This window comes from Shinella zoogloeoides, from assembly GCF_033705735.1.
Classification (GTDB): domain Bacteria; phylum Pseudomonadota; class Alphaproteobacteria; order Rhizobiales; family Rhizobiaceae; genus Shinella; species Shinella zoogloeoides_A.
In genome coordinates this window covers 130,462-154,821 of the sequence record NZ_CP131132.1, presented here as the reverse complement: position 1 = coordinate 154,821, position 24,360 = coordinate 130,462, and the positions used below count along the sequence as shown (strand labels likewise).

The 24,360-nt window shown below is 61.7% G+C and carries 12 protein-coding genes, 1 pseudogene and 1 other annotated feature; of the genes and pseudogenes, 6 read left to right on the top strand and 7 right to left on the bottom strand.

Annotated elements, in window-relative coordinates:
• Nucleotides 1–386: 386 nt before the first annotated feature.
• Both ShzoTeo12_RS27175 and ShzoTeo12_RS27170 read right to left on the bottom strand, forming a co-directional pair.
• The gene (locus ShzoTeo12_RS27175; protein WP_318914411.1) at nt 387–641 is read right to left on the bottom strand and encodes a hypothetical protein; all 255 of its coding nucleotides are present in this window, start codon (nt 639–641) and stop codon (nt 387–389) included.
• A 1,158-nt stretch (nt 642–1,799) separates the two neighbouring features.
• Complete coding sequence (locus ShzoTeo12_RS27170; protein ID WP_318914410.1) at nt 1,800–1,925, bottom strand: hypothetical protein; 126 nt, start codon at nt 1,923–1,925, stop codon at nt 1,800–1,802.
• A gap of 380 nt (nt 1,926–2,305) precedes the next feature.
• Here ShzoTeo12_RS27170 and ShzoTeo12_RS27165 point away from each other — a divergent pair, with 380 nt between their 5' ends.
• Nucleotides 2,306–2,962 carry a hypothetical protein gene (locus tag ShzoTeo12_RS27165; protein WP_318914409.1) on the top strand — a complete coding sequence of 219 codons (657 nt, stop codon included), beginning with the start codon at nt 2,306–2,308 and terminating at the stop codon, nt 2,960–2,962.
• 1,590 nt (nt 2,963–4,552) lie between these two features.
• Here ShzoTeo12_RS27165 and ShzoTeo12_RS27160 read toward each other — a convergent pair.
• Complete coding sequence (locus ShzoTeo12_RS27160) at nt 4,553–5,035, bottom strand: hypothetical protein (RefSeq protein WP_318914408.1); 483 nt, start codon at nt 5,033–5,035, stop codon at nt 4,553–4,555.
• Nucleotides 5,036–5,909: 874 nt separating this feature from the next.
• Here ShzoTeo12_RS27160 and ShzoTeo12_RS27155 point away from each other — a divergent pair.
• Nucleotides 5,910–6,302 (top strand): hypothetical protein, encoded by a 393-nt coding sequence (locus tag ShzoTeo12_RS27155; protein ID WP_318914407.1) that lies wholly within the window; start codon nt 5,910–5,912, stop codon nt 6,300–6,302.
• A gap of 761 nt (nt 6,303–7,063) precedes the next feature.
• Complete coding sequence (locus ShzoTeo12_RS27150; protein WP_318914406.1) at nt 7,064–7,294, top strand: hypothetical protein; 231 nt, start codon at nt 7,064–7,066, stop codon at nt 7,292–7,294.
• Nucleotides 7,295–9,694: 2,400 nt separating this feature from the next.
• On the opposite strand, the gene ShzoTeo12_RS27145 is transcribed toward ShzoTeo12_RS27150, so the two are convergent.
• The gene (locus tag ShzoTeo12_RS27145) at nt 9,695–9,817 is read right to left on the bottom strand and encodes a hypothetical protein (protein ID WP_318914405.1); all 123 of its coding nucleotides are present in this window, start codon (nt 9,815–9,817) and stop codon (nt 9,695–9,697) included.
• Nucleotides 9,818–10,698: 881 nt separating this feature from the next.
• Between ShzoTeo12_RS27145 and ShzoTeo12_RS28345 the strand changes: the two are divergent.
• Nucleotides 10,699–10,994, top strand: a pseudogene (locus ShzoTeo12_RS28345) (IS3 family transposase); the annotation flags it as partial.
• Between the two features lie 204 nt (nt 10,995–11,198).
• Here the strand turns inward: ShzoTeo12_RS28345 and ShzoTeo12_RS27140 are convergent.
• From ShzoTeo12_RS27140 to ShzoTeo12_RS27130, 3 genes are all read right to left on the bottom strand, one after another.
• A complete protein-coding gene (locus tag ShzoTeo12_RS27140) occupies nt 11,199–11,654 on the bottom strand; it encodes a hypothetical protein (protein WP_318914404.1) in 456 nt (151 codons plus the stop codon).
• Between the two features lie 1,868 nt (nt 11,655–13,522).
• Nucleotides 13,523–13,765, bottom strand: coding sequence for a hypothetical protein (locus ShzoTeo12_RS27135; protein ID WP_318914403.1), 243 nt, complete (start codon nt 13,763–13,765; stop codon nt 13,523–13,525).
• Nucleotides 13,766–13,797: 32 nt separating this feature from the next.
• Nucleotides 13,798–15,750 (bottom strand) — a sequence feature (23S ribosomal RNA rRNA prediction is too short).
• 2,909 nt (nt 15,751–18,659) lie between these two features.
• Complete coding sequence (locus tag ShzoTeo12_RS27130) at nt 18,660–18,821, bottom strand: hypothetical protein (protein ID WP_318914402.1); 162 nt, start codon at nt 18,819–18,821, stop codon at nt 18,660–18,662.
• 2,130 nt (nt 18,822–20,951) lie between these two features.
• On the opposite strand from ShzoTeo12_RS27130, the gene ShzoTeo12_RS27125 reads away from it, so the two are divergent.
• Entirely contained in the window at nt 20,952–21,218 is a 267-nt protein-coding gene (locus tag ShzoTeo12_RS27125) for a hypothetical protein (protein ID WP_318914401.1), read from the top strand.
• A gap of 1,041 nt (nt 21,219–22,259) precedes the next feature.
• The gene (locus tag ShzoTeo12_RS27120) at nt 22,260–22,730 is read left to right on the top strand and encodes a hypothetical protein (RefSeq protein WP_318914400.1); all 471 of its coding nucleotides are present in this window, start codon (nt 22,260–22,262) and stop codon (nt 22,728–22,730) included.
• The last annotated feature ends 1,630 nt before the right edge of the window (nt 22,731–24,360 follow it).

Genomic DNA, 24,360 nt, shown 5'->3' with positions numbered 1-24,360 from the left:
GCTGTAACGATCCGCAGGCCAGCTTTCCTGATGGGCTTTGCCGCCTGCACGCCGTATCGGGAAGGTTGGCGAATTCCGGTATGGGTCAGACGCCATCACCGCATTGCAACAAAGTAGGCCATTCATTCCGGCCCGGTACAAGGAGAGAACATGGCGAAATCATCGCGCGAAATTTCGTGCGACGGACGCCCATCGTCAGTCCCCTTTATCACTGCTCGTGGGGCCGGCTCGGTAACCGGCCGATATAAAGGAGTTCTGCGGCGACGACCGGCGGCGTATCGAAGATCTCTCGCCGATCGCCCGGCATATTGCCCGTCGTCAGCGCCGGCATCAATGGAAGCGGCCCTTCACGCCGGTAATGCGCAACGTCTTGATCGTCCTGTTCGTTACTCCCCCCCCTTGCTTACGACAGGTCCAGGGCAGCTGTCGGGAAGAATGTCGGCGCTGGGCGTGACGCCCGTCCGCGAGCAGTCCCGGCGGATGATCTCGCGTGTCTTCGCACCCTCGACCATCTCGTTGAGATCGGCATCCTCGGTCCAGAAACCGATCTCGATTTTCAGGGCGGCCTTCGGATCGGCAGGTAGGCGGCGACCTGCGCTCCAGGACGCCAGACGCTGGTGAAGTGCGAAGCCGTCGAGCACCCTCGCCCTCGCCGCGATGAGTCATCGGGAGGAATTCGTGGCTCGGATAGAACACCGTATACACGGAAAAATGCTCCGACTTCGAAATAGTTGCTCGCCGAGCCAGCAGTCAACGGCCAGCGCAACCCGACAGGCCGCTAATTTCAGGCGGCGACGCCGCTTGGTTGTCGTATACTGGATAACATGTCCTCCCGGCTTACCAGGTAGATGGGCCACTCGCTCGCCGGCGCATAATCGGTATCGCCGATGCCGGAAATTCTTGGGAGCATCAGCGCACCGGCGCTCAGCACAACTTCGCATCGCTCGCATTTTTGTGCTGCCATCCATGATCAACCGCGTCTGTCCGCACCGGTACGCCGCCCCTCGGCCAGCAGAACGCTGCCGTGCTCCTCGCCGGACGCCGTTGCAGACGGGCGAACTCCTTAGCGCAGGCCGTTTTGATCGTGCTGAGCGGCGGGTAATCCTGCCCTGCAGCAGAAGGCCTCGTAGAGCGGGTTTTCGGCACGGCGTTGAACCCGCATGCAGCGAACCGATCACCGCATTGACCCTTCTCGAAGGTTTCCATCGTGGGCAGGACATGCGCGTAAAATTTTCGGTAAATCCCTCGCCGCCTGTGCCGTCGAGCGGGTTGCCCCCGCGCGAAAACCATGCCGTTGACAAATGACCGCCAACGCCCGGCCGCGATGCTGGTCGCTATTCGCCCATTCAATCGGAGCTCGACTCGCTGTAGTTATACTCGATAACTCAGTGGCGGGTATCCGCAGATGTCGAGCCGTCGCGTGGTCCGCCTCGAGCGGCAGCACTGCGCGTGCCGTCCTCGGTCAGGCGGTGGCGACCGACCCGCCGACGACGATATAGTCGTGGTTCCCCGTAATCAGCAGCCGGAACTGGGTGCTGGTCATTAACGCCAGCATGGATTTTTCGCGCCCGCCAAAACCCGGCTGCTGTAACCGCCGAGGCGATCTGCTCAGCGGCGTTCCGGCGCCAGCGAAGTACCCGAAGGCGATGTGCCGGTGTGGTGCGCGCATGGTAGCGATGAACCATATTTCGTGTCGTTCGCGATGCGTTTCGCCCTCGACGTCGTTGACGTGATGGTCGACGCTGCGGGGCCGAAATTTCCTCGCAGGCTTGTGGTCATGCTGTTGGCGACGCCGTGGGCTACGGTCGGCTCGATGAAAGTAGCCGCCCGTGTTCGAGGATACGGTTGCCGAGCGCGACCAACGCGCCCTTGCCGACCTCGACAACACCCATGCCAACGGCGCCCATCTTGTTGGTCTTCGGCAAGGGATGGTCTTGGGTGCCGTTGACGGCTTCCGGCGGCCGGCGTAGTAGCGGCCGAGAGCCTGCGGACCCTGGAAACGGGATGCCAGAAGCGGTCTGTTCCACGGCAGGACCTAGATCGTGATATCCATGACGTGGGCGGGCCCCAGTTCCGAGCAGCACGCGCTTGGCGTTAGTTCAGCTTGAAATAATACCCGCTCCGTCGGGCTGCAACCGAGCTCGAATCGACGTCGCGATAAACGCCGAGCTTACCCTGTCCGGATGTCGCCGTAACCTGAAACGGTCCATTGCTCACGCGGGGATGCCGGCCTCTGCCGCAGGGCGCAGGCCCGCAGACCGTGAGCGGCGTCTGCTCGGCCGGCAGCGATCACGATGGAGTTGCCATGGCAACCGGACCGATCTTCACCGCGGTAATCGAAGCCCGGGGGATGACGGCGCCGACATTGCCGATGGGCTCTGTTCCACCGTGGTGCGGTATCGGCGGAGGAGTGGAGAACGGCGGTCATAAACTCGCTGTCTATCACCTCGGCATACCAGCGCAGCGTGGCAATCGTCCGACATCGGCGATGGCGGCGGGTCGAGGCGTTCAGGGCGGCGAACTTCTTCCTGATGCTTCTCTGAAATCGGCGAAGCCGCAGCAAGGCGACTACGATCGCGCAGACGAGATTGCGCCAACTGCTGGGCCTCGGCAACGGCATCACGTCCTCGCGGTCGGTTTCGGCGACCCGGCGTGGCCCTTGTGCCAATCGGGCTTGCCGCTGGCAAGACAAAGCGGCCGTCGACTTCGTTTCCGGTCTATTGGTTCGGCCAGCCAGGCGCTCTTGAGCAGTGGACGACGTAGCGATTCCTTTCTTCTTGATGATTCAGCGCGGTCAGGTGCCCTTGGCGTCGGCGGCGCAATGAGGGCGGGCATGTCGATCGATGCCGATGCCGTTGATCTCGGCGACCAGGCGGAGGGTGAAGCCGGTACATCGTTCCACGCGGGCGGCAGCGTCTACGTTCCGGTCAGGGAGGACCTACCTCGTCCACCGGCAACGTAGTGCCGAGCAACGCTGCCGATCGAGCCGCGCGCAGTGAGCAACGCGGTATGTAAACCACGGCCGAGATCGGTCGATGCTTCGGCAAGGCAGGGTCCGGTCTGAGCGGCTGAGCACCGTCAATGACCAGCATGACGAGTGTGCAATGCCCACGCGCGGAATGCCTGTCGGGATGCAGCTGGAAAACGAAGCACAAGCGGTCCAACGCCACCCGGTATGGCGGCCGGCAGCGACAACAGCCAGCTTCCCGAAGGAAAGCATGGGCGAGCGGAGATAACAGGCCCGTTCCGGCGATCATCGAACCGGAAGCCCGACGTAAACGTTGATTCCGCCGCAGCCAGCCTGACATCCTGATACCCGGCGGAACGTCGTGCCGCGAACTTCACCGTCACGTCGTTGGCGATGATGCGGTGGCGCATGAAAGGATAGGGCCGGGCAAGAGGCTGCAGCGCAAGGCGGTGACGGAATGAAATACGGCTGGCCTGCCGGCCCTGACATCACCCGTCGGGATACCGGGCTTGCGCACGCTGATCATGATGGCGGGCGACCGTCTGCTGTACGGCCAATGCGAGCGCCGCGCCATGGGCGCAGTTGCCAATGCCGAACTGCCGAGGCGATGACCATTCGAACGTCGTCCCCGATCCGCCGACCATCGACGGCGTGATGTAGTCGCCGACCGCCAACCACGCCGGGACGCGACAGCGGTACGACGGTGAAGAAGCCCTCAGCCGCTTGCGCCGGCCGCTCCGTCGAACGGGCAGGGTGGGAATGTGCGGCGACGAAGATGAGGATTGGCGTATGCGAAGGTGAGGAAGACGGCGAGTTGTAGGCGGCGCCGGGGCTCAGCCGAGATCAGACCCATCCGACGTGCGTTGCCATGCCGGCGTCACCCGCCGAGGCGAAGAGCGCACGTCGGCAGGCCAGAGCGGGATGACAGCATGACCGCGCTCAACGGCGCGCTGCGTAATAGGCCATCAGTTGGGCGATCAGCGTAGCTTGTCGCCGTGGCCGGGAACTGAGCAGAACCCAGACGCCTGACGACCCGCGCCGTCGGCGTCGAATCCGCCTTCGGGTGAAGGCTGACGCCGATCGGGATTATTCGGCGGGACCACGAGCAGGGCAAGCCGGAGCATCGACATTCATGGCGGAGATGCCGCACGCTTGCAACAGGCCTTCCCAGTGGTGGGTTTGCCTGCAGAGGCGACGTCGGTCATCAAGCACCACCCCGTCTTCCGGCTTGAAGGACAGCCAAACCGGCTGGCCATGCTCCGGGATTGCACCACGCCGCGCGGCGCAAAGGCGTGAAATCCTGGTCGCCGACGCTCACCTCGCGAGTATGTAGGCGGGGCGATCGGTTGCGCGGCTGCCTCGGCGGGGTGGTCGGCGCCTCAACCGCGAGGCCAGACCGGGTCGGCGCGGACCGCCTGGCTTCGCCACGCACCGAGACCACCGGCTCCGCCGAACCGCCGCCTGCGGCGATCAGGTGGACCTTGATGAACTGGGCCTGTATTGGGCGCATCTCGCCTGGACTGTCGAGCTGTTGAATGCTGCCGGCATTGATGCCCAGCAACTCTGGTCGCGCGTTAACCCGTCTTACGCTGCAGCACGTACTGCATCTGCTGCCGGGTTGAAGATCGAGCGCGGACGGCGCTCGTCGAGCAAGCACCCTGGGGCGGCCAACCGGGGCACCGGGCCGGCCACGCGCTGGCCGGCCGCCATGGCTGCGATGCGGCAGGCGCTCATCTTGTCCATCGCCACCATTCCAGCGCCTCGGCGACACGTCGGCTGCGCTCGATACCATCCTCGTGGATATTCGACATTCTGCAACGTCATATGCGGGAACAGCGCATAGGACTGGGCCTGTGTGCGGTGCGGCGGGGCACGTCGGTTACATCTGGCCATCGGCAAAGGCCGGCCGGGATCGACCTGCTCGAAGCCAGCGATGGGCACGGCGCGGTCGTCTTGCCCGAACCGCAGGCCCGAGGACTCGGGAAAAGCTCGGTGGACCAGGCGGCAGGTCCGCCGGGTAGCGCTGACGTTCACCCGAACCCGGATGTTGTCGTTACGTGCAGGCATATCGTTACCCCCGCCCGGAAACTAGAGGGGTTCAACAGCGAGTCGTTCCGCATCTGGACGCGATCGACCGCTCAGGCGCACGAAAACCGTCTTCTCCCAGAGCTGGGCTGATTCCTGTCGATGATGTTGGTCTTGGCGGGATATCGTCAGCCGCACCACCCTGTCTGGCGCCCTCGTCGGTCAGTACGCCGTTGTTAGTGACAAGGAGATGAAGCGGACACCCATTCCAGCGTCAGGTTTGAGGAGGCGATAGACTTCCGGACGATCGCCATGCGGGGTCAAGCTGCGTTGTCAGGTCGTCCGGCTTATCGCGGGAAGGTGTAGCAGTTCTACCCTTGCGCTGGAAGATTAAGACGATGGAAGTGTGCAAACCCGTGACCGCGTCTGCCGACGCTCGTCACCGCGGCGTCGTTAGCGCGCGATGGCTGAACCCTGTGGACGGCGGCACTGGGCGCGCCGAGTGTCGTCCGAAGATTGAAGGGATCCGCAACGGCCGCCGCAGCGCGATCATCGGGAAGATGATGTCGAACAGATTGTTTTTCGTCCCAGGCGCGGCCGTATGGGTACTTCGACGATCAGCGGCTGCGTTCCCAATATAAGGATTTACCATAGAGATCGCCATCCTTGCGTTTTTGATATTTGAGGCCGAGCTGACCGCGTTAAGCTGAAGCGTCAGTCGGCGCAATGGACAACCGACGAGCGCGGAATGGAGGCCCGACTCGAAATGGAATACGTCGGCCTGGATCGCGCCCGACAGGTCTGGGCCAAAATCTCGTCGCGGAACCGGCACAGGCGACATTGACTATGACGCCACCTGCATTCCGCGTCCATGCGTCCTCGTGTTATGTTTCCCGGGTAATGACCGTAATTTCCGATGCTGCGCGACATCGCGAATGAGAGGCGGGCGCTGCGAGCGCTGCCGTTCCTGCCGCAGCCGCCGAAAACCACGCCGCTGTTTTTCAAATCCGTGGGAACATCTCGGTTCCTGATTATTACGCCATGGAGCGCCAGCTGCCGTCTTCAGATCCTGCCTCACTGGAAAAGCGACTTCTTACGCTCGCTTTCGCATACTACACATCGCCTGCGCAGCATTCTGTTGGCTCGTCGAAAATCTCGCGCGCGTGCCGCTTTAATCCGGATATTGAATTTCAGGCCGACTTCCCTCTCCTCCAGGCCAGCCCGCGGCGAAGGGAAAACCCCAGAGCAGGAAGTCGAAGCCCTGGCCGCGCATCCTCGTCGGGTACGAGCTCACGAAACCTGCCGGTAAACGGCAGCGTCATCACCGCCGCTGGCTGTGACGAATGCGTCACATGGCATCGCCGGGCGGTGCAGACCATCGCCGCCGGCAAGGTGTGTTGCTGCCCATCGCCATCGTCAGGGTCGATGCCGGTCGCTTGCGGGGATCGACGCCTTGACGAGAGCTCGAGGCCACGGCGTTGCCGCCTCGATCGCGCTCGCCGCTCGTGCCGAGTCGAGATGCGTCTACATCGCCGCCGTGACGCCGGTACTGGTGATCGCGCCAGGCGGCGGCCCGGCCGCCACAGTTCGACGCCGGCGGCCTCGACGGGACCTGCCCATCTTCGACTTCGCGACCAATCGCGCCTATCGCCGGCGCCGGCAGCCGATTCCTGTGAGCAGACCGTCGATCGGCGAGGCGGGCTTCGGCGGCCTGAAGAGGTTCGCGCATGATCGAGCTTCTCGCGACCCGCAGTCGAAGACCATGACAGGCCTGATCCCAGACTTCGATGGCGACGGCGGCGCCCCCCTGCGAACTGATCGTCGCACTGTCCGCCCGGCATCATGGCTTTTGACATTCAAAGCGCCGAAGACGAATTCCAGCACTCAGGGCTTGACTGCACCCTGCGTCACGGCGCTTCGCCGCCGAGGCGCACTGGCGGCAGGTCGGCCGGCCCAATGACCCGTTCTGATGCAACTGCTGCGCGGGCCGCCAATCTGGGAAGGCCATGAAAATCACCGGGGTGGACATCTACAATTATACCGTCGGCACAATGCCCGCGAGCATACGTCATGTCTGCTCGCGGCCGGAAAGGCGGCGCGGTCGTCCGCACCGACCGGGGTCTCGAGGAACAGGGCGAGATCACGGCGCTCGATCTACCTGCCGACCTTTCAGATGACATTCGAGGTCGCGCTATTTTCTCGGAGGCGCTGATCGGTATCAACCAATATCCGGAAATGGTCAACCCATGGCCGAGCACGTTGATGGGGCGGGAACTTCGCCAGGCCGATCGGCTGGGATGATGTGGCCGTCGCTCGGCCGCAGTCGGCTGGCGGCCGGCATCTGCAGGCGGCGCTGGCAGGATCCATGGGCGAGTTCGCGACGGCCCGCCGGCATCAATCGCTTCCCGGGCCGTCGGCAACAACCGTAATGTGCGCGGACCCGCGCCAGCGGCTGGCGTTCGAGACGATCATCGTGGCCATTCAAACGGCGTGTCGCTTGCGTCAGCGAGCTCGCCAAGGCATGGCCCGGCCTCGCAGTCTATGTCGGTAACCCCTGCCGCTCGGCGGCCATTGCATCCTCGCGCATCGTGGATCAGCGCTTCCCTTTCGTTCTCGACGAGTCGATGGAAGCCGCGACATCTGTCGCGTGTAATGACGCTGGCCATCGTGAACCTCAAATTCGACGGCCTCATAGCCTGACGAAAGCGCGACCCTGCCAGGAACTGAACAATGGCGATCTCATTGTGTGGGGCGGCGACATCACGGCCGCGGCTGTGGCGGCAGCGACCCGGCCCGACTCCGTTCTTCAACGACGGACGGACGGCCACGCCAGCCTCCCGCGCTCGTCAGGCGGCTTCGGCCGCGCCGACCGATCCCGGTGAAGGTGAACATCTGTTCACGGTGGGCCGCGCCTGAAGAATGACGTCGCCGCGCGACGTCGGCCCCACCTGTTCACCCACCAGGCCTGTCGAGATGGAGCGCCGGTAAACCCGGATACGTCGTTATGCATGCGCGTGAAATCGGCCGCCTCACCACGAAGGCCGGTTCGCTTGTGTTCGCGGACGGCCCGCGCCCTGTTGAGCTAATTCGCGTGTGCCAGTCGCATTCGCCGAGGAGGGACCTTCTGGTTGTACTGGTTATGCGTGAACGCATGGGTATGGCAGCATGTGGGGAATTCGGAGTTCTTCCAGCGGTCGGTGTCAACACATCGATCGACGTTTCCTTGATCAGATCTGGCTTCTCGAGAATCCGCGGGTGCAGGTACGGCGCCGACCTTTCGGTAAAAACGGCTCGAAAAATGCGCGTGTTAATTCTTCGACCTCCTCTGCGCAATGCCGCCGGTGGGGCGCCAAAACCGGCAAGAGCGAAAGGGCCTCGCGGATGGGTATGCGGCTGATGATTCCTGCGCCCGGATCCTGACGCAACTGACGCCCCGGCCAGAAAAACGCCCTCAGGATCCGGCTCAATTTCCTCGGCAGCTTCATTATCGTCTTGGTGCTCAATGCTTGCTGGCAGTCGCCACGCGGCATTCCTGCTTCGCGCGGAATGCATTTTGTACAATGTGCAGAGCCAAATGCAAAGAGATGGCGACAACCACAATTCGCTGGTTCAGGGAGAGTCAGTTCAACCGGCGCCGAATGACCGCAGGCGGCGTGAGCGCAAACAGCCCTGGGGCTACGAGCATGTCCGGGAGCCGAACCAACGCCACAGATTTTATGGACTTCGTCTCGATTGCGCTGATGGGCGACATTTCCGTCAGCTGTATGTCCTCGACAGATTCGGCGCGGTCTGCTGCCTGATGATCTGGCTCGCTATCCGGCGGCGACTCGTCGCATCGCGCTCGCTTCGTGCCCCTGCATGATCGTCTCGTCACAAGTGCGGAGAAAATGGACGGCAGGCTGAGATTTCTCTGTCCGTCGGCATGCTCCGCTGCATGACGCTCGTCAGGCTCACGTCGTCGAACCGGGCGGCTCACTTTGGCGGAAAGGTCTCGTCCGCCAACTGGCCGGCGTACCGTCGCCTTTACGGCTTCTGTTCCAGGTGGAAGACCCGGCATTGGTCTACAGTCGATGAAGGGATGCCCTCGCGACTTCCACCTGGTACCGCCCTTCGGCGAAGGGGCGACCGACGACAGCGGCGTGCGACGCCATCTTAACGGTAACGGTCATTGAAGATGGATTGTCTGATCTCTCGCGATGTAGCGTTCGAACGTAATCAGGCCGTTCGCCGCGCTGGCGGGTAGCGGCAATCCAGGTTCGTGCAGCCACGCGTTGAACAGAGGGTCGGGTTTGGCGCGATCCTGTTGATTGCTATGTCGACGAATCCAGCCCGCGGGAACTGAAGGGCTGACGGTGATGATGAAGCGGCGCAGGTCCAGCCTCCGCGATGATCGTTGGCGCGTTGATCGGACCGATCCCGAATCTGCCGCGGGATCTGATAATCACGGCTGTTTCGCAACCCAAATCGGCCTGTGCTCGATCTCGTTGCGTTGGCGGATCGGGCTGCGGGCTTCGGTATCCGAAAACATGCGGAGCCGCAGGCGCATCAACGACGGCGAAGCCAATCGGGAGCAGGCAGTCTCATAAATATCCATTAAAAATCTGTGACTTGCTCACTCCTGCCGATGGCCTCCATGCCGCTCGACGAACTTCTCCTTCGTCGGTGTCAAATTCGATGTGGGGAAGGCGTCGGTACGGACTTTCAGTCGCTCCGATATTGCAGAGCCTTCGATCTCTGAAGCGCTTCCTGGCGGTATGCGATGTTCCGGATCTCGACGATGACTTCGTCTTCGTCGTTGATGCCGGCGCGCGGGATGTGGGCCACGGTGGATCCTCAATCGCCTGGGCGTCAGCGGGATCGTTTTGTCACGGCTGGTGGTGTGCAGGCTTCGCGTGCGGGCGAAGCATAGCGGTGACGCTAACCGCGTTTCGAAGCCGCTCCCGCCAACCGCCAGCGATCGGGCGATGATAGTTGCCCGTTAGCACTCAAAGGCGCAGACCCGCCGGTCGGTCATGTGACCGTCGCGATCAGATGGTCATGTTCCTGCGCGTATTGAGAACGAATGAGCCGACGGCGTTAACCGGGTATCAACGCTCATTGCGAACCTTGGCGATGTCGATGACGCAGCGTCGGCAGGTATAGAATTCTGACTGGTCATGTCGATCTCTCAGATGAAGTTGTGGTGCTCACATTCTGAAGGTACTCGACGGCGCGACCTCGAACGATGCGCGCTTGCGGCAAAGCTGCGCGCACCGTTCCCTCGGTAACCAGTTGCTCGCTCGTAGCGCGAAGGTGGGCTGACCTCGAACGCCGATGACCGCGCTGAACTCTCAGGGCTGGATAGAGTCCGGCCCGACGGGGACGGACGGCAACGCTGAAGAGCAGGTCGTGCTGAAGAACGGGAAGACGAACCCAGCGGCGGTCTTCGCAGGCTGCCCGAAGCGACCTTTTATGAGCTGGAAGCCAAATGCGGCGACGTATGGAAGGTATCTGAACCCCGAAGCGCCTGAAGGCGCTGGGCGTATGGCTAGCTGCTCGCCGAACAGGCCTCCGCGAACTTCAAAATGAAGGGCTTCTGCGTGACGGCGCATCTGAGGGCTTTTCAGGCGGCGGGCCTGCAGGTATTGCCGACCAGCGATCCGTTATCGACCGCCGAAGGCTCGGGGTGCGAGCGAGCTACTGGTAATGAGCGACGGCGGTGCTGACGGCTGTTCATTCTGCTTCGGCGCGATGAGCAAATCGGCCTCAATCGCATCTATCGGCTCTATCGCGAGGAAGGTCTCTGCGTAGCATAGCCGGGCGTCGATGGCGCCGGTCGCTCGTCGAAGCAAACGAATGCTCGCTGGTCGCCTCACGATCGGTTCGCCTGCGGCAAACGCCATCCTGTGTGGTCGACGATGTCTGCGCGAACTCTTACGGCGATCCCCGGGCCCTCTGGTCGCCGTGTCGCAGGGGAACTGACGACGGTCGAGCGGGCAAGCCCGGCATGTTGATTTCGGACGGCGTCACAAGTGCGAATGGTGGCCCGAAGGTAAGCTCTGTCCGTCAGCGTACTCACGCGCATGACGCTCGTCGGAAATCACGTCGTCGAACCGGGCGGCTTTCCCGCGGCGGGAAGGTCTCGTCCATAACTGCGAAGTCCCCTCGTGGCCTCGCCGTCAGCAACACGGGCTTCTGTTCCAGTGAGACTGGCGATACAGAAGGGTCATTCGAAGGGATACTCACGCTGACGGAGGTTCTTCCCGCCTGTGCCGCCCTTCGAAGGGCCTGAACTTTTTGACGACGGCGTGGCCGACGCTACCTTGCGTCGGGATTGTCGCGATCTCGCGATGTGGCGTTCAGTTTGTAATCGAAACCCGACTATGCGGCGGATGGCGCAGCTTGCCCGGCAATCCGCAGGGTTCGTCGCATTGCGCGACCGCAGGCTGAAATCGAGGTTTGGCCGCGTTGCTGGCCCGGTTAGCGGTGTCGACCCGCAGAGAACTGAACTGACGGTGATGATGAAAACGGCAGACAGCCTCCGCGATGATCGCCCAGCGCGTTGATCGGGCCGATCAGGGATCTGCCGCAGGATCTGATAATCACGTGATTTCTGATCGTCGGCCTGTGCTTCGATCACGTTGCGTTGGCGGATCAGGCTGCGGGCTTCGGCGACAGCCATCCAGCTTGTCGCGGGCCGGGCGCATCCAGCGGCAGTAACAGCCAGTCGAGGTGCGGGCGGTCGCCAAATATCGGTAAAATCTGTGACTGCTCACTTTCCTGCCGACAGCATCCCATGCCGCTTCGACGAACTTCTCCTTCGTCAGTGTCGTGATGCTCGATGGTGTGGGAGAACGCGAAAACCGACTGTTACCCCGGAGCATGATCTCTGGGCTGGCGGCGAATATCGTCGGGATGCGATGTTGGATCTCGATATTGGCGTTGGCAATGACTCGTGTGTCTTCGTTCTTGATGCCGGCACGCGGGATCATGGTAGACCTGAGTCCAGTGGATCCTCAACGTGTGTAGGATCACCTGAACGTCAGCAGGATCGTTCGCCTGCTCGCGTGCGGGCGTTTCAGCCGGCTTCCGCCAACCGCCAGGCGATCGGACAGCGCCGTTGCCTCAAAGGCGCAGACCGGTCGGTCATGTGATTGCAAGTCGCGATCCGTCGGTACGCGCCATTGAGGAACGGATAACCAACGGCGGCGTTATAGCCGGGTTAGCTCGATCAACACTTCATTGCGAACCTTGGCGATGTCGATGGCTGGCACGGCGCCGGCAGGTATGCGGCTGGTCATGGTCGGTCTCTCCGGAATGAGTTGTGAACACTCACGTCTAAGTACTTCGGCCTGGCCACGGCCACCTCGAACGATGCGCTTGCAGCAAGCTGCGCGCGCATTCCCTCGGTGGCTCCAGTTCTTCCTTCAGCCAGGTGCTACGGGACCCGGCGATCGAATGCCAAATCTAGCGGTCAGCAGGTCGGCGCCGGGACCGATGCCAAAATGGCTATGTCGAGAACTCAGCAGCGAACTGCTCAACCCCGAAGAGCCCGTTCTTTCGATCATGCTCGCAGCGCCGGCCGACCGGCGACTACAACTCAGCCGCGCTCATCGCTCGGATGCAGACCCCGGCGGATATGCCGGGATCATCGCCTCCAACCTTGGCCTGGGCTCCGCGTTTCCGCCGGTTGCTCCCCCGCCCCGCCATTTGGCTTATCAAAAAACGCCGACGCTCTGTCCTGGCCGGGCGGAGTCAACTGCTCGGGGCTGAACCTTGGCCGGTGGTATCTTCCCTGCGTCTGCGGCGGCGGGCTCGACCTGGGCCGACCCCGCGGCGGTGGCGGTTTTCAGGACGCAGAGGCGTGCCCGCCTCGTCGGCCCACCGCCGCAGCGCTGCGTGCCGGTGCCTCCCCGTCGTGGACGTGAAATGCGCTTGCGCGCGATGGTCCTGGCTATGCCGGCATTGATTTCCGGGGACCATCTTGCCGAAGAACCCGTCGCGCAGGCAGATGTGACCCTCCACCCATTTGGTGACGGCCACTGTTCCTGCTCGAGCAACTCGGTCTTCAAATACCCGCCTTCCCGCAGGCCGGAAGCCGGTGTACAGAAACTGGCTGCTCAAACGGCGCGGTGCTCACGCGACGCTTTATGGACGTAGTGGCCGAACGCGGCCGCCCGAGGACTGTGGCCCCGGCGCTGCCCTCCGGCCCTAAAGCGGCCCGAAAAATGATATGGGAAGAAGGGATCACCATCAAGCCCCCTCCCCGTCAAACGGGTGGGGTGTGTTTGATGGCGACCGTGTGCTAGGTCAAAAAGGCGGCCAGTACTCCCGAAGGAGGCCGATTGAAGTCTTGATGATCTTTAAGAAACCCCGGTTGCGGGGGCGGGATTTGGACACCGATGGCGAACGCCACCCCTGCGTTGTGTTATGCGTACAAAAGGGCCGCTTTGAGGCGGCCCGATTTCGGCTAGGCCGAGGCTTGTTAATGAGAGATTTGATTGCCTTTAGCAGACCTAGCGGCGACCTACTCCCGCGTCTTGGACGAAGTCACCATTGGCGCTGGGGCGTTTTCGCGGCCGTGTTCGGAGATAAAGGAACAGCGCCACCCCACGCCATGACCACCAGGTCGGCTAAGGGCTCTTTGAGCTGGTAGAGGCCTTCGTTTGGTGTAGTTTTGTGAACGCATCTTTGATCTTTGGCCTGGCGTTTCAGGCGGATTTCGCCAAGAACCCGTGCGCCTGATGGCGCGGCCCGTCCAGGCGCGGCGTCAGGGCAGAAGATCAGCATCATCAGTGCAACATGCTGCGGGCGCGAGACGGTCAAGGACCCAATCGGCTATTATTACCGGTAAGCTTCATGCTGCACCCGCACCCGGCCCAACGTGGTCGTCAACCGCGATACTCAAGGGGGGTTTCGGGGTTGGTTTCCCGCTTAGGCGGTTATCCATTCGCTATGGCACCAGCACGTAGCCTGACGGGACGGCAGGTCCGCCCGAGAAGTTAATGTCCATCCCGGTCCTCTCGGGGACCCGGATCTGATCAGTATTCCTACACCCACGGCGGATAAGGCGGACGTCGACGTTCGTTCAACTCACGTACCGCTTTAATTGGCGGGCAACCAAACCCTTAGGTTGCCCGACCCCAGGATGCGATGGTGCCAAACAACCCCGTCGATGCGGGACTCTTGGGAGGTCATCAGCCTGTTAGCATCCGTTGGTAATGGCCCGCTCGGCGGACATCACTATGATGACTTTCGTCTTGTGCTCGACTTGTCGGTCTCGCAGTCGAAGTGGGCTTATGCCATTGCACTCGACGACCGATTTCCGGCCATCTGAAGCCCGCCATCGACTTCCGTTGCTCGGAGGCGACCGCCCCGGATCAAGGCTACCCACCATACGGTCCCGGATCGATGGCGGAACCGCGGTTAAGATGGGTGGTGACTGGGATGGCTCCACAGGGCACTGGCGTCCCCTAAGTACCGCTAATCATGCCGACACGAATGCCGGGTCGGCAAAGCTTGCCGAAGTAAGGTGCACGGGGTCTTTCCGTCACCACCCGGGAACTTGTCTTCACGGGGGCTCAATTCGCCGGGTCTCTGCTGGAGACGGCGAAGATCGCCGCCGATTCGTGATCGAACTTACCCCGACGAAATTTCGTACCTTAGGACCGTTAGCCGGCGCCGACCCCTGGGGCTCGATTCAAGCTTGCACCTCTCCTCTTGGCACCGGAGGCGTCAGGCCTACGTCGTCTTCTGGGGCCTGTGTTTTTGATGGGCGGTACCCCCACCACCCAGCACTTGCGTGCCGTGCTTTCTTCGAGTTGCCCCGTTTGCCGAGTTCGGCGGGTTCTCTCAAGCGCCTTGGCCGGCCTGACCACTAGTGGTCGGTTTCGGGTACGTGGGCCCCAATGGGACGCTTTCACCCGCACTTAATCAATGGGGCTCTTGCAAGTACCGCAATCCGTCACCACCAGGCCACGAATGTTAACGTGGTTATCGACCGCGTGTCACGCCTGGTGCTGGCCGGCTCTTTCCGAGATTAACTTTAAGCGAAACCCTTGGTCTTTTCGACGAGGAATCTCCTCACTCGCTGTCGTTGCTCGTGTCGACATTCCTCAGAACCCACGGGTCCTCGCTCGCGAGCTACGGAACGCTCCGCTACCGCTGGATCAATCACCGGCTCGGTGCGTAACTGGCCGTTTTCGGCGCAAAACCGGACCGGTGAGCTGTTGCACTGGCGCAAATGATGGCTGTAACGTCTGGTTGTTGGAATGCGTCGCTCCCCTTAGCCATGCTTAGTGGAGATTTCACGACGGACCGCGCGCTGCGGCGGCCGCCGGGCGGTCGGAGTTTGAACAGGATCAGTAAGACGGTGAAGTCCCCATGGCCGTCCGATAACCTGCCCCTGGTGGTCGGTCGACGCTCTGGCGGAGAACTCAGTTTGATTGACGCTCGCCCCAGCCTGGGGTCGTGATATTGCGGCGGATGCTCTCAGTTGGTGTTACCCAACCTTCAACCTGCTCGTGGCTGGGTACTCGGTTTCGGGTGTTCTTCGTCGAGCCGCTGGGCGCTGTTCAGGCCTAAACAGGCTGCGCTGCACCTACCGGCCCAAGCTTTGCTCGACACGCAAGTCGTTGACGGGTGCGCCGTCAGCCTTTGCGACTCCGGCTTTAGCGTAGACGGCGGTTTCAGGTTCTATTTCGCCCTTGTCGGGGTGCTTTCTGCTTTCCTCACGGTACTTATTCGCTATCGGTCATGCGGCGCCTTTAGAGTCGGTCGAGTTGTTCGGTTTGAACAGGCAGCGGACGAATGGATGCTGTTAGGAAGGCAGTGCGTGCGTGACATGTTTTCGAGTCACTTGACAACCTGCGGCGTCCCAACCCCGCGCGAAGGTCGCAACCGCGGACGCTCGGCAAGACCTCGAAACGCTGACGTATCAGGCGCTTGAACATTTCGGTCGCAGGGAGCTTCACCTGCCCTTGGCAAAGACGGGTCACGGCGCCATCGACGAACAGCAGGGCAGTGCCTCCCGGCGACCGGCACGCCACCGTCTGGATGCCGGCCGGGTGAGCCGGGGCGTGAAGCAGCTAACCCACCGTATGCGAGATGTGCGCTTCGATCTTCTTGCCCGCATCGCCACCTTCGGAGTGATGCCCGAATCCCCTTTTTTTTCGGCGCTTTTAACACTACTGATATCGATGATGCGGGCGGTGGACTGGCTCCGCGATCCCTCGCCTCGCGGCATTTCACGCAGAGTTCGTCGGCGGGGTGGCCGAGTGGCTGCCGTCCCGGTTCAAGGTCAGTGGTCAGTTGGCGTTGGCGCGGCCGGCGGATCTTTCGAGGACGACGCCACTGGCGGCCCGCCAGCTCGGCACGCCACAGCAGGCCGTTGACGACCTCGCGAACATTGACCTCGCGCGTCGGCGCCCGCACTTTGCTGGAGGGTAACGCTCCGCAAGGAGCCCATTCCGCATCCGTCAGATCCTCGGACTCAACGCAATCCATCGCTGGCGGTTCGCTGTCGTCCACGTCCTGCCTTGCCCGAGATCGTCTCAAAAGCCGAAAGCAAGGCTCGAATTGCTGGCTTCTTTTCCGGACCGGGTGACGGCAATATAAATTCGAACTCAAGATCGTAGATCGGTCTTCGGTGAAGACGAATCCACAGTGACGAAAAACGGGTAACGGCTGTGGATAATGTACAACGCGCCCCCTGTCCGTTAAGACCCATGGCGTGCCTGCTGACGATTTCCGGCTGCCAATGCCGTCGCGCTCTGTCGATGACCGAACGTCGGGCGTGCAGGTGCACAGGCAACTGTCCCATGCCGCGATTCGCGTGCTGAGCCGGACGCTCGGAGATCGAAGTGGAGGAAAAGTCGGCGACGCTGACCAGGTGACCCGAGGCTATCGAAACGGAAGCGAAGGGCTGACGCTGCGCAGTTGCCTGAGGCAACAGGTACGGCAGTAGCGCATCGTCATGAGCGCATCAACGATGGAATCGCATCCCCGAAATCTGACGGACAGACAGTCTTTCTCGAAGAAGATGGGCCCCCTGTGCGGTGGACCGATAGCCGGCGGGAATCCGGGGCGGTCACTATCGTCTGCATCGCCGGGCTCCGCCCGCGAAGAACTTCTCGACAACGGCCCTCGTTGTCCTTGGCGACCTCTGTCGGAGCACTTTGCGCCTGTCCGCGTGGGGTCTCGCAGGCACAAATGAAATCGACACGCACACAAGCGCCACGGGTGGGCGCGAAAGTCGCTCGCACATTTTGTTTCCGACAGCACTGAGAAGCGCGTTGAACCGGGCGCTCGAGGCGCCGACACCCACGGCTGCGTATCCTCTATCGAGACTTCTCCGGTACGGTCGAACGGGCGAGCGCCAGGGTGCCGCTGAGTTGCAGGCCCCAGCTTCGGCCATCCTCGAACACGTGGCGTGCCTGGTTCGAAGGATCAGAGAAGACAAGACGCCCTCGGGGCGTCGGGTAATTCTGGTGGTCTCACGGGCAGGTTTGCTGGAAGTTCATGGGCGCGACGGCACTGGCGATAGAGGCCGTGATCAGAACCGAAATTCGCAAGTCGAAGCGATCCCTCGGTCGCCCGTCAACACATGCCGCGCGACTGTGTGCTGCGGCACTTTCAGGTGAGAATCGTGGCCTCCGGTGAATTTTTCGAATTGGCGGCGGGCGCAGTTCAACGCTCGAGCTGGGTTTCACTTCTGCTGTCGCAATCCTCAAATCCGGACGATTCGGCTGGCGATGAACCGACGTGCTGGCAGTGGCTCAAGTTCGGTTCATGTCTTCAACGCCCAGTTTCAGTTCAGGCGTTTCATTCGGGCCTGTTGCTCCTCGCTATTCGAAGTCGCTGACGAATGTTAGAGACATCACATCTTGCCTGTCAACGGCGACCGGCGCGTCCTCGGACGCTCGCAGTCGACCTGTTCAAGGCCGCGCGTGCGCCGCGACCGTCTTCAGTTGCTGGTTTTCGTAGCTTCGCATCCAGGCCACGGGGTCGTGGCGCTGACCGCGATGGCGCCCCCGGTGCGATCGTTGCGGGGCGGCATCGCGCCGACCTTCGGCTCGGTCTTCATCGCCTCGAGGGCCATCTCGGGTTGCACGCACCCAGGGTCAGGGATAGTCCGGTATCGACGTCGAGTTTCTGCATTCATCGCTCGTGCGTCGATTTCGGACGCAGGCAACCGCGAGCACAGCTTCATGTGCGACCTTATCAAATGGTATTCCGTTGGTCGCTTATCGTGTGGGCATGTTCTTCCTCGCGCTCGTCGGCTCCGCGCGATATCCGCAGATGTGAGACCGCACAGTAACACTTGATCAATATTCCGCACTAGCGGCTGTTCCCGCAAGGCGCCTGTCTGCTGTCAGCACCATCACTGAGCGCCCCAGAAAGATTACGCGTACCGTAACCCTCGGCACATTTTCCGCCTTCAGCACCAATCCGCCGCCGAGCAGGCGAACGCAAAGCGGGCTACAAAGACCAGCATCGCCAGTTGTTGTTGTCACCATTGCGAGGCGACCATCGCGTAACCGCGACGTCGAATCGCTCGATCGGCGGGCAACTGGCTGTTTCGGAGATGAAGTTCTTCGCGGGCCGCGCGAAATCCTTCGTTAATTGCACTGCTGGTCAGGCCAGATATCTCGACGCCGCGCAGAGTTCCTCGCGCTGGCCGTCCAGCTCAAGCCGTTCGCGGGCGAAGATCCGCCTGTTCGGTATCCGCCTGCGGGCTGACCGGGGCATATTCGCCATCGACGCGCACCAGCCACGGGCCGGCGACGCCGGCGATCCAGATTAGCTTGCCCGCCCTGGAAGGCTTGGCATAACGACAGGATACCGTCATTTGCACCGCCAGCCGCGATCCGGAGAGCAGATGCGTGCGGCGACTCGCAGATTACACCATCGCAAAGCGTTGGGGGAAGATTGTGCCGTATTTGCGGATAGCATTCTTTATGTGGATCAAGCCGTTAGTCGGTACTCATCGGTATCGACCCGCAGTTGACGCGACCGAAACAAACGGCAGGTCAGACGGCAACATCAATGGCGAGGAAAGAAATGATGCGCTCAATGCCCTTTGATCATACAGGCGGCGATGGACGAGCCGGCGGATTGAAGATCGGCCGGGGTATACGCTCCCTGCGGATTGCCAGCAATCCAGGGAAATAACAGCCGTGTTTTTTAAGCCCCGCACTATGCTGATGCAAGCAAAATTGATCGACATCAATCCTGGACGTCCGCGCATTCGTACGCTCTGACCGGGTGTAAAATTCTACAGGCAAGCGGATGCGGTGTCGCAAATCCCTTAATGCGGCGTTTCAATTCAGTCGACAAATTTAATCAGTGATAGGGCGACATTTTGCCGATTTCATCCGCCCAAATCCGGCCCAAACACCGACTATGCGGATCAAGCGGCACAGATCGGTGCAAAGGCGGCTTGTATTCATCATGAACTTATTTGGATAAGCGCGAATGACATCGGTCAATTCGGCCGCGCGCTCACGCTCTGACTCGGCGGCGAAGTACTGCGGATATGATGTGACTTCGCCCGACAAACCGTTGATGTACCACGCACCCGCGATCGTGCCCCTCGACAACCCTTCGACGCAGCTCCATCTGCCCGCGGGCTCCGGCATGCGCGGTGATCGGCTTTTGCTTTTCGCGGATGGTATGTCTCCTTCGGTATGAACGTTTTATCAGCCGCGGGTTTCGACCTCCGCCGTCACATGCGGTAGATCGTGAATGGCGCTGATGGACGGCGCATGCAGATCATTGACGACGATAAGGCGATGGCTCCGCAGGCCCAGCCCAGATGTCCCGCGCGTAGCTGACGAAGTTTCCTGTATTTCCTCGGGGAGAATCTCGCCTTCAGCGTAGTCGGCGGGACGCCGCCCGCGTTAATCCCGTTAGCGGCGGTACCGACGGCTGGATCAAGCCAGAGCCCGGTATAGAGGCTTCCGAGAACCAGCGCGCCGATCGCCAGAGACAGGGTCAGCGCATCAGCCAGCCGTGGTGTAGGCGGCGCAGATTCTGATCTGGCCTGCATTGTGCCCTGTCCATGACATGGCCATGATCTGTTTCCGTATTAGTGATCATCCTTGTGAGGAAGCGGTCAATCCGACCACCCGCGATATTGGCTTCCCCGAAATTGATCCGCTGGCTGGGCTGCAGAAAACACGCCGATAACGTTAACGCGCCAGGATCCGCTGGCGCTGGCGGAATGCAAGACCAGAAGCTTGCCAGTGCCGGAAGAAGCGGCGGGCGTGCTGCAACGCCAAGGATAGGCCAATGCCGCGATGAACATGGCGCAGCGTGCGTGAACTGTGCCAGCCATCTGTCGCCATAGACGGAGCATGTTTCCGGCGACGATCTCCACCACCGTGGCGGTGATACCAATCACTAGCCACGACGGCGTTCGTTCCGCGGAATTATTGTCGCCAGAGAAAGAAGATGTTCATGGGCGGCATTGAACACACGACCGCCGAAGCAGCCGATCGTGCGGATGATGCGCTGCCCGAACTCGCCTTCGCTCCATTTCATATGATAAGGGGGGGCCAGCACTGGCCCAGCAAGATGCAAACGTTCTGGCGGCGGAGTGTTTGTTCTTTACAAAGTAGATGACGTCATCAATGACCGTAGGCAGGTCGAGACACCGCCGACCGGCATTGGGAGGACGCTTGACGCCAACACGCGGTGACCGCCGGCAAATCGAGCCCGCGACCGATAACGTCGGCGCAGAGGATCACGCCCAAACCGGTGATCGCCACTGCCGCCAGACGTTGGGCTAGGCAGGGATACGGCCATCGCTATTGTCGCCAGGCCTACCGACCGGCTCGTCAGGCCTTTGGTTGAGTCTCGCCTCGGCCTGTGTGGCCGGTGACGCCAATTATCGAAGGGATCCTACACTGGAGCGATCTCTGTCTTCAAGATCGTCTCGACCACCGCATAAGATCAACCACGGCGCCAGGCCGCGCGAATGGTCACGATCCGCACGCTTCTCGTGGCTGTCGGTCAGGTGCGACCGGCTCCGCCAACCACCAACTGGATAAATGCCGATGGCGTCACGCTCGGCAGAGATCAGCCGCCGTTCCCCGCCGAAATCAGTGCGACGATCCGCTGTCTTGGCCAACCAGCTTTCGCCGACGACCAGCGAGGTGTACCTTCTTCCTCGTTTCGGGCGGCGCCTGGTGATAGGGCGCAGAACTCGTCGACGGTGGCTGTTTTCGTCTGGAAGCATCCGTGAAGGCGCTGTCTGTGATTTAGTCAACCTCGCTCGCCGAGGCGGGTTCGGCTCGATGAGACGGCGTGACGAGACCTCGCGGGCTCAGCGGAGCTGGCAAGGTGTCGGCCAGGCGCAGATGAGCTTCGCCGTCCTCTCGACACGGGCTGATCCGCTCCCTTCTCGCTGGAGTCGAGATGTCGTCGATCATCAAAGTCGGATGGGTGTGAAGGCTGGCGCTCTGCAGCTGACGCCGTAACCGCCTGGCAGCACCAAAATCGATTGCAATTGCGACGGTGCCGTGGCAGGCGCGGGCGTCGCAGGTGTCCATTCGGCAGAATGAGCAATAAGCGCAGGACAGTCTCGGGCCAGAGCCCGGCCGGCCCCGACCTGCTCTGCCGCGAGCTTGGCAGCGGTTGTGTCGTCATGGAGAAGCAGCGATTTCGGGCCGGGTGCGTCGTCGAAATGCGCGGAATCATCAGTCGGCTCGCAGTTGACGCCGTCATGCGCCGGGTTCCGCCCTCCTTGACCGGCCGCTGACGATCCCGGTGACGGAAGTTCCCGGCGAGTAGCCGGCTGCAAGCTCGCTGACGGTGAAAGCCCCGACGTGACCGTTCAAGCTGCGCTGGATCATCTAGCGGTTCGATATCGTTGCGAACCAGGTGATCCGCAGGGCTTAAGTCCAGCCCGTATGTTTCCAGCAGCTATCAGGATCAACCGCTGCGCATCCGTCTCGAAGCAGAGTTGGTCGATCGAAGCAGACCAGGATGAGGCTCACCCCGCGAAGGAGCCCGTGCTTGTTATAGCAGTCGCTACGACCCGGCTTCTGTGGCACTGGAATCTCGGCTCGAGCAATCGCCTCACCAATCGCGCCGTAGAGATCAGGTCGGTTTCATCCGCGTCGCCAGGTGGCAGAATTCCTGCCCTTTCCAGCCGATATTGCAGTTCGACAGCGTCCTCAGAAGCAAGCGGGTAATCAGATCGTTATAAGTGCTACTCCGGCCATTCGCGTGCCGTGACCCTGCCAAGCTGGCGTGTCGTCGGCGCCCCAGCCGGATTGATCGTATGCCAATCATCGATCGACAACACCGGCTCGATCAAAGGATGAGTGCGGCGGACCCGCTGTCCAAAAGGCATATAGCAACGTCACCCGGCCTGCGAGACCTGAACGCGACCAGCGAGATCGTCTGTCCAAGCTCTTTGTTCTGCACCTCCAAGACCTGTGAAAAACGCTGGCGTATCTTTTGCCCGGCGCAACTCAGCGATGGTATCGCTGCGAGCAACGACGCGATCCAGCACGGCCTTGCCAACGCCAAGATTGGCGGCTCAGGCCGGATGGCGCGCGATATTTCGCTATGGCTCAGGCTCTCACGCCTGCCTTCGCGCAGATTTCCCGCCGCCGCGGTCAGGTGGGCTGGCGCCGTCATCCGTGAAGAACGCGCGGATGTTTCGATCCTTGAAATTAGAGGCTCATTTCGAGGACGCCCTTTGTCGGTGTCCGTCGATCGATACTGCTCAATCTTGTTTAGGAAGTAGTTTTGCACGCTCGGGCACCGAGGCCTTGGCGATGCCGCCGTCGCCTTCCGGCTCGCGGACAAGCCTCCGTTTTTGTTGTCTGTTCGCGAGCTGTCTGCGGCCCCTCGAGAGGCAGAGTCGAATTCGATAAAGCCGCGCGTCTCAAGGCTGTTACCCAGTTTCAGCTGCTCCTCCGACGCCAACGCCAGCAGCACCTGAATGAGCTACTATTGCGTTGAGGTAGCGCCGGTGATCATTACGGTTTAAGGCGCCGGTATGGCGCATGATTACATCTCTCAGCAGGAAATGCGGGCGATCCTCCAGTACTCAACACGCTCCGCATCCTGCTTGAAAGCCAAGCGGCGCTGGCTAAGCGCGTGCGCAGCAATGACCGTGCCGGAATTATCAGAATGATGGCGAAAATCTGCAAACCGTGATGCCCGCGTTCGCGACATCACCCACGGCAGTTCGGTGTTGCGAAGCGATCAAGCCTGTTACGAGATCACTTCGATGACACATCCGGAAAGCGTGTATTCGATAACGTCGTCGAAACGCGCAACGCCCGGTCAGTAGTTCGGGATGGTTCGTCGCGCAGCGACGGTAAGGCCTGGCTTCATCCTGTTCTGAGTGAAGGGAAGAGATTGGCTTTACGCCAGATCCCCGACATCCTGCCGGTCTCCCCTCTCCGATCGCATCAAACTCATCAAAGGGCGCCGCGGGTCGCGGTCATGGCATCAGCCAGCGCAACTTCGACGGTCTCGCCCATAGAAGCTTTGTGATGAGGCCGTCAAGGAGAATGGTGAACAAGGGGAAGATGCAGTTCTCCACTCAAGGCGCTCGCCGTCATCTGCCGGCGCCCGGCTGACCGACAGCAGGATCTTGCGGCGCGGCGAAGTCAGTGGCGGTCGCCTGCTGCTCGGTAAAACTACGATCAGACGTTGGCGGGGATGCCAGGGCCATGTCTGTTGGGTGTCGGGTGAGCCGGCGGTTCACCCTTCGGCTACTGGCGCCCCGCACCCGCCCGGCGCATGCTCGTAGCGCGTGCTTTGCTGTATCAGCTGGATCTTGCCTCCTGCGCCAGCTTGCCATGCCCCTGCCGCACTCATGGGCTAGCTGGAAGGCCGTCGACGAACGCCATCGCCGGCGATGGCAAGAAGAGGGGCACAATGTAACGAGCGGTGGTCATCGCGCAATCTGCCGCCGTTCTGCTTTTGGACTATCAGCTGCAGCGCAATTTGCAACGCAATTCCCCCCAAGGTTAATCCTTACTATCCGTTCCGCGGAACTAAGTGACGGTCTGCCCCGCCCCGAGACCAGCATAACCTTTTATGTCTGCCGGTCCAGGGCTTCATCGTCCCCACGCCCGGGCTCCGCGCCGTCATCTCGCGAAGACCCGCTGCGCTTCGGCTGCAATCCAAGCGTCTTCGCCACGCCGGCTCCGGCCGAAGTCGGCGGCCGCGCCATGACGCTCCGGCAGCCTGGTCGCCTACGCATGCGCCAGCACCGGTCATGCTCGCTGAGCGGCGAGCGCTGCCCCGGCAACCGCGTCTCCACGGCTCGACAGCGCCGCTCGACAAGGGCAGAGCGCGGGCGTTCGCGTGATGACCGCCGGTGGCGCGCCCTCGCGCAGGACGACGAGCGAGCCAAGGCA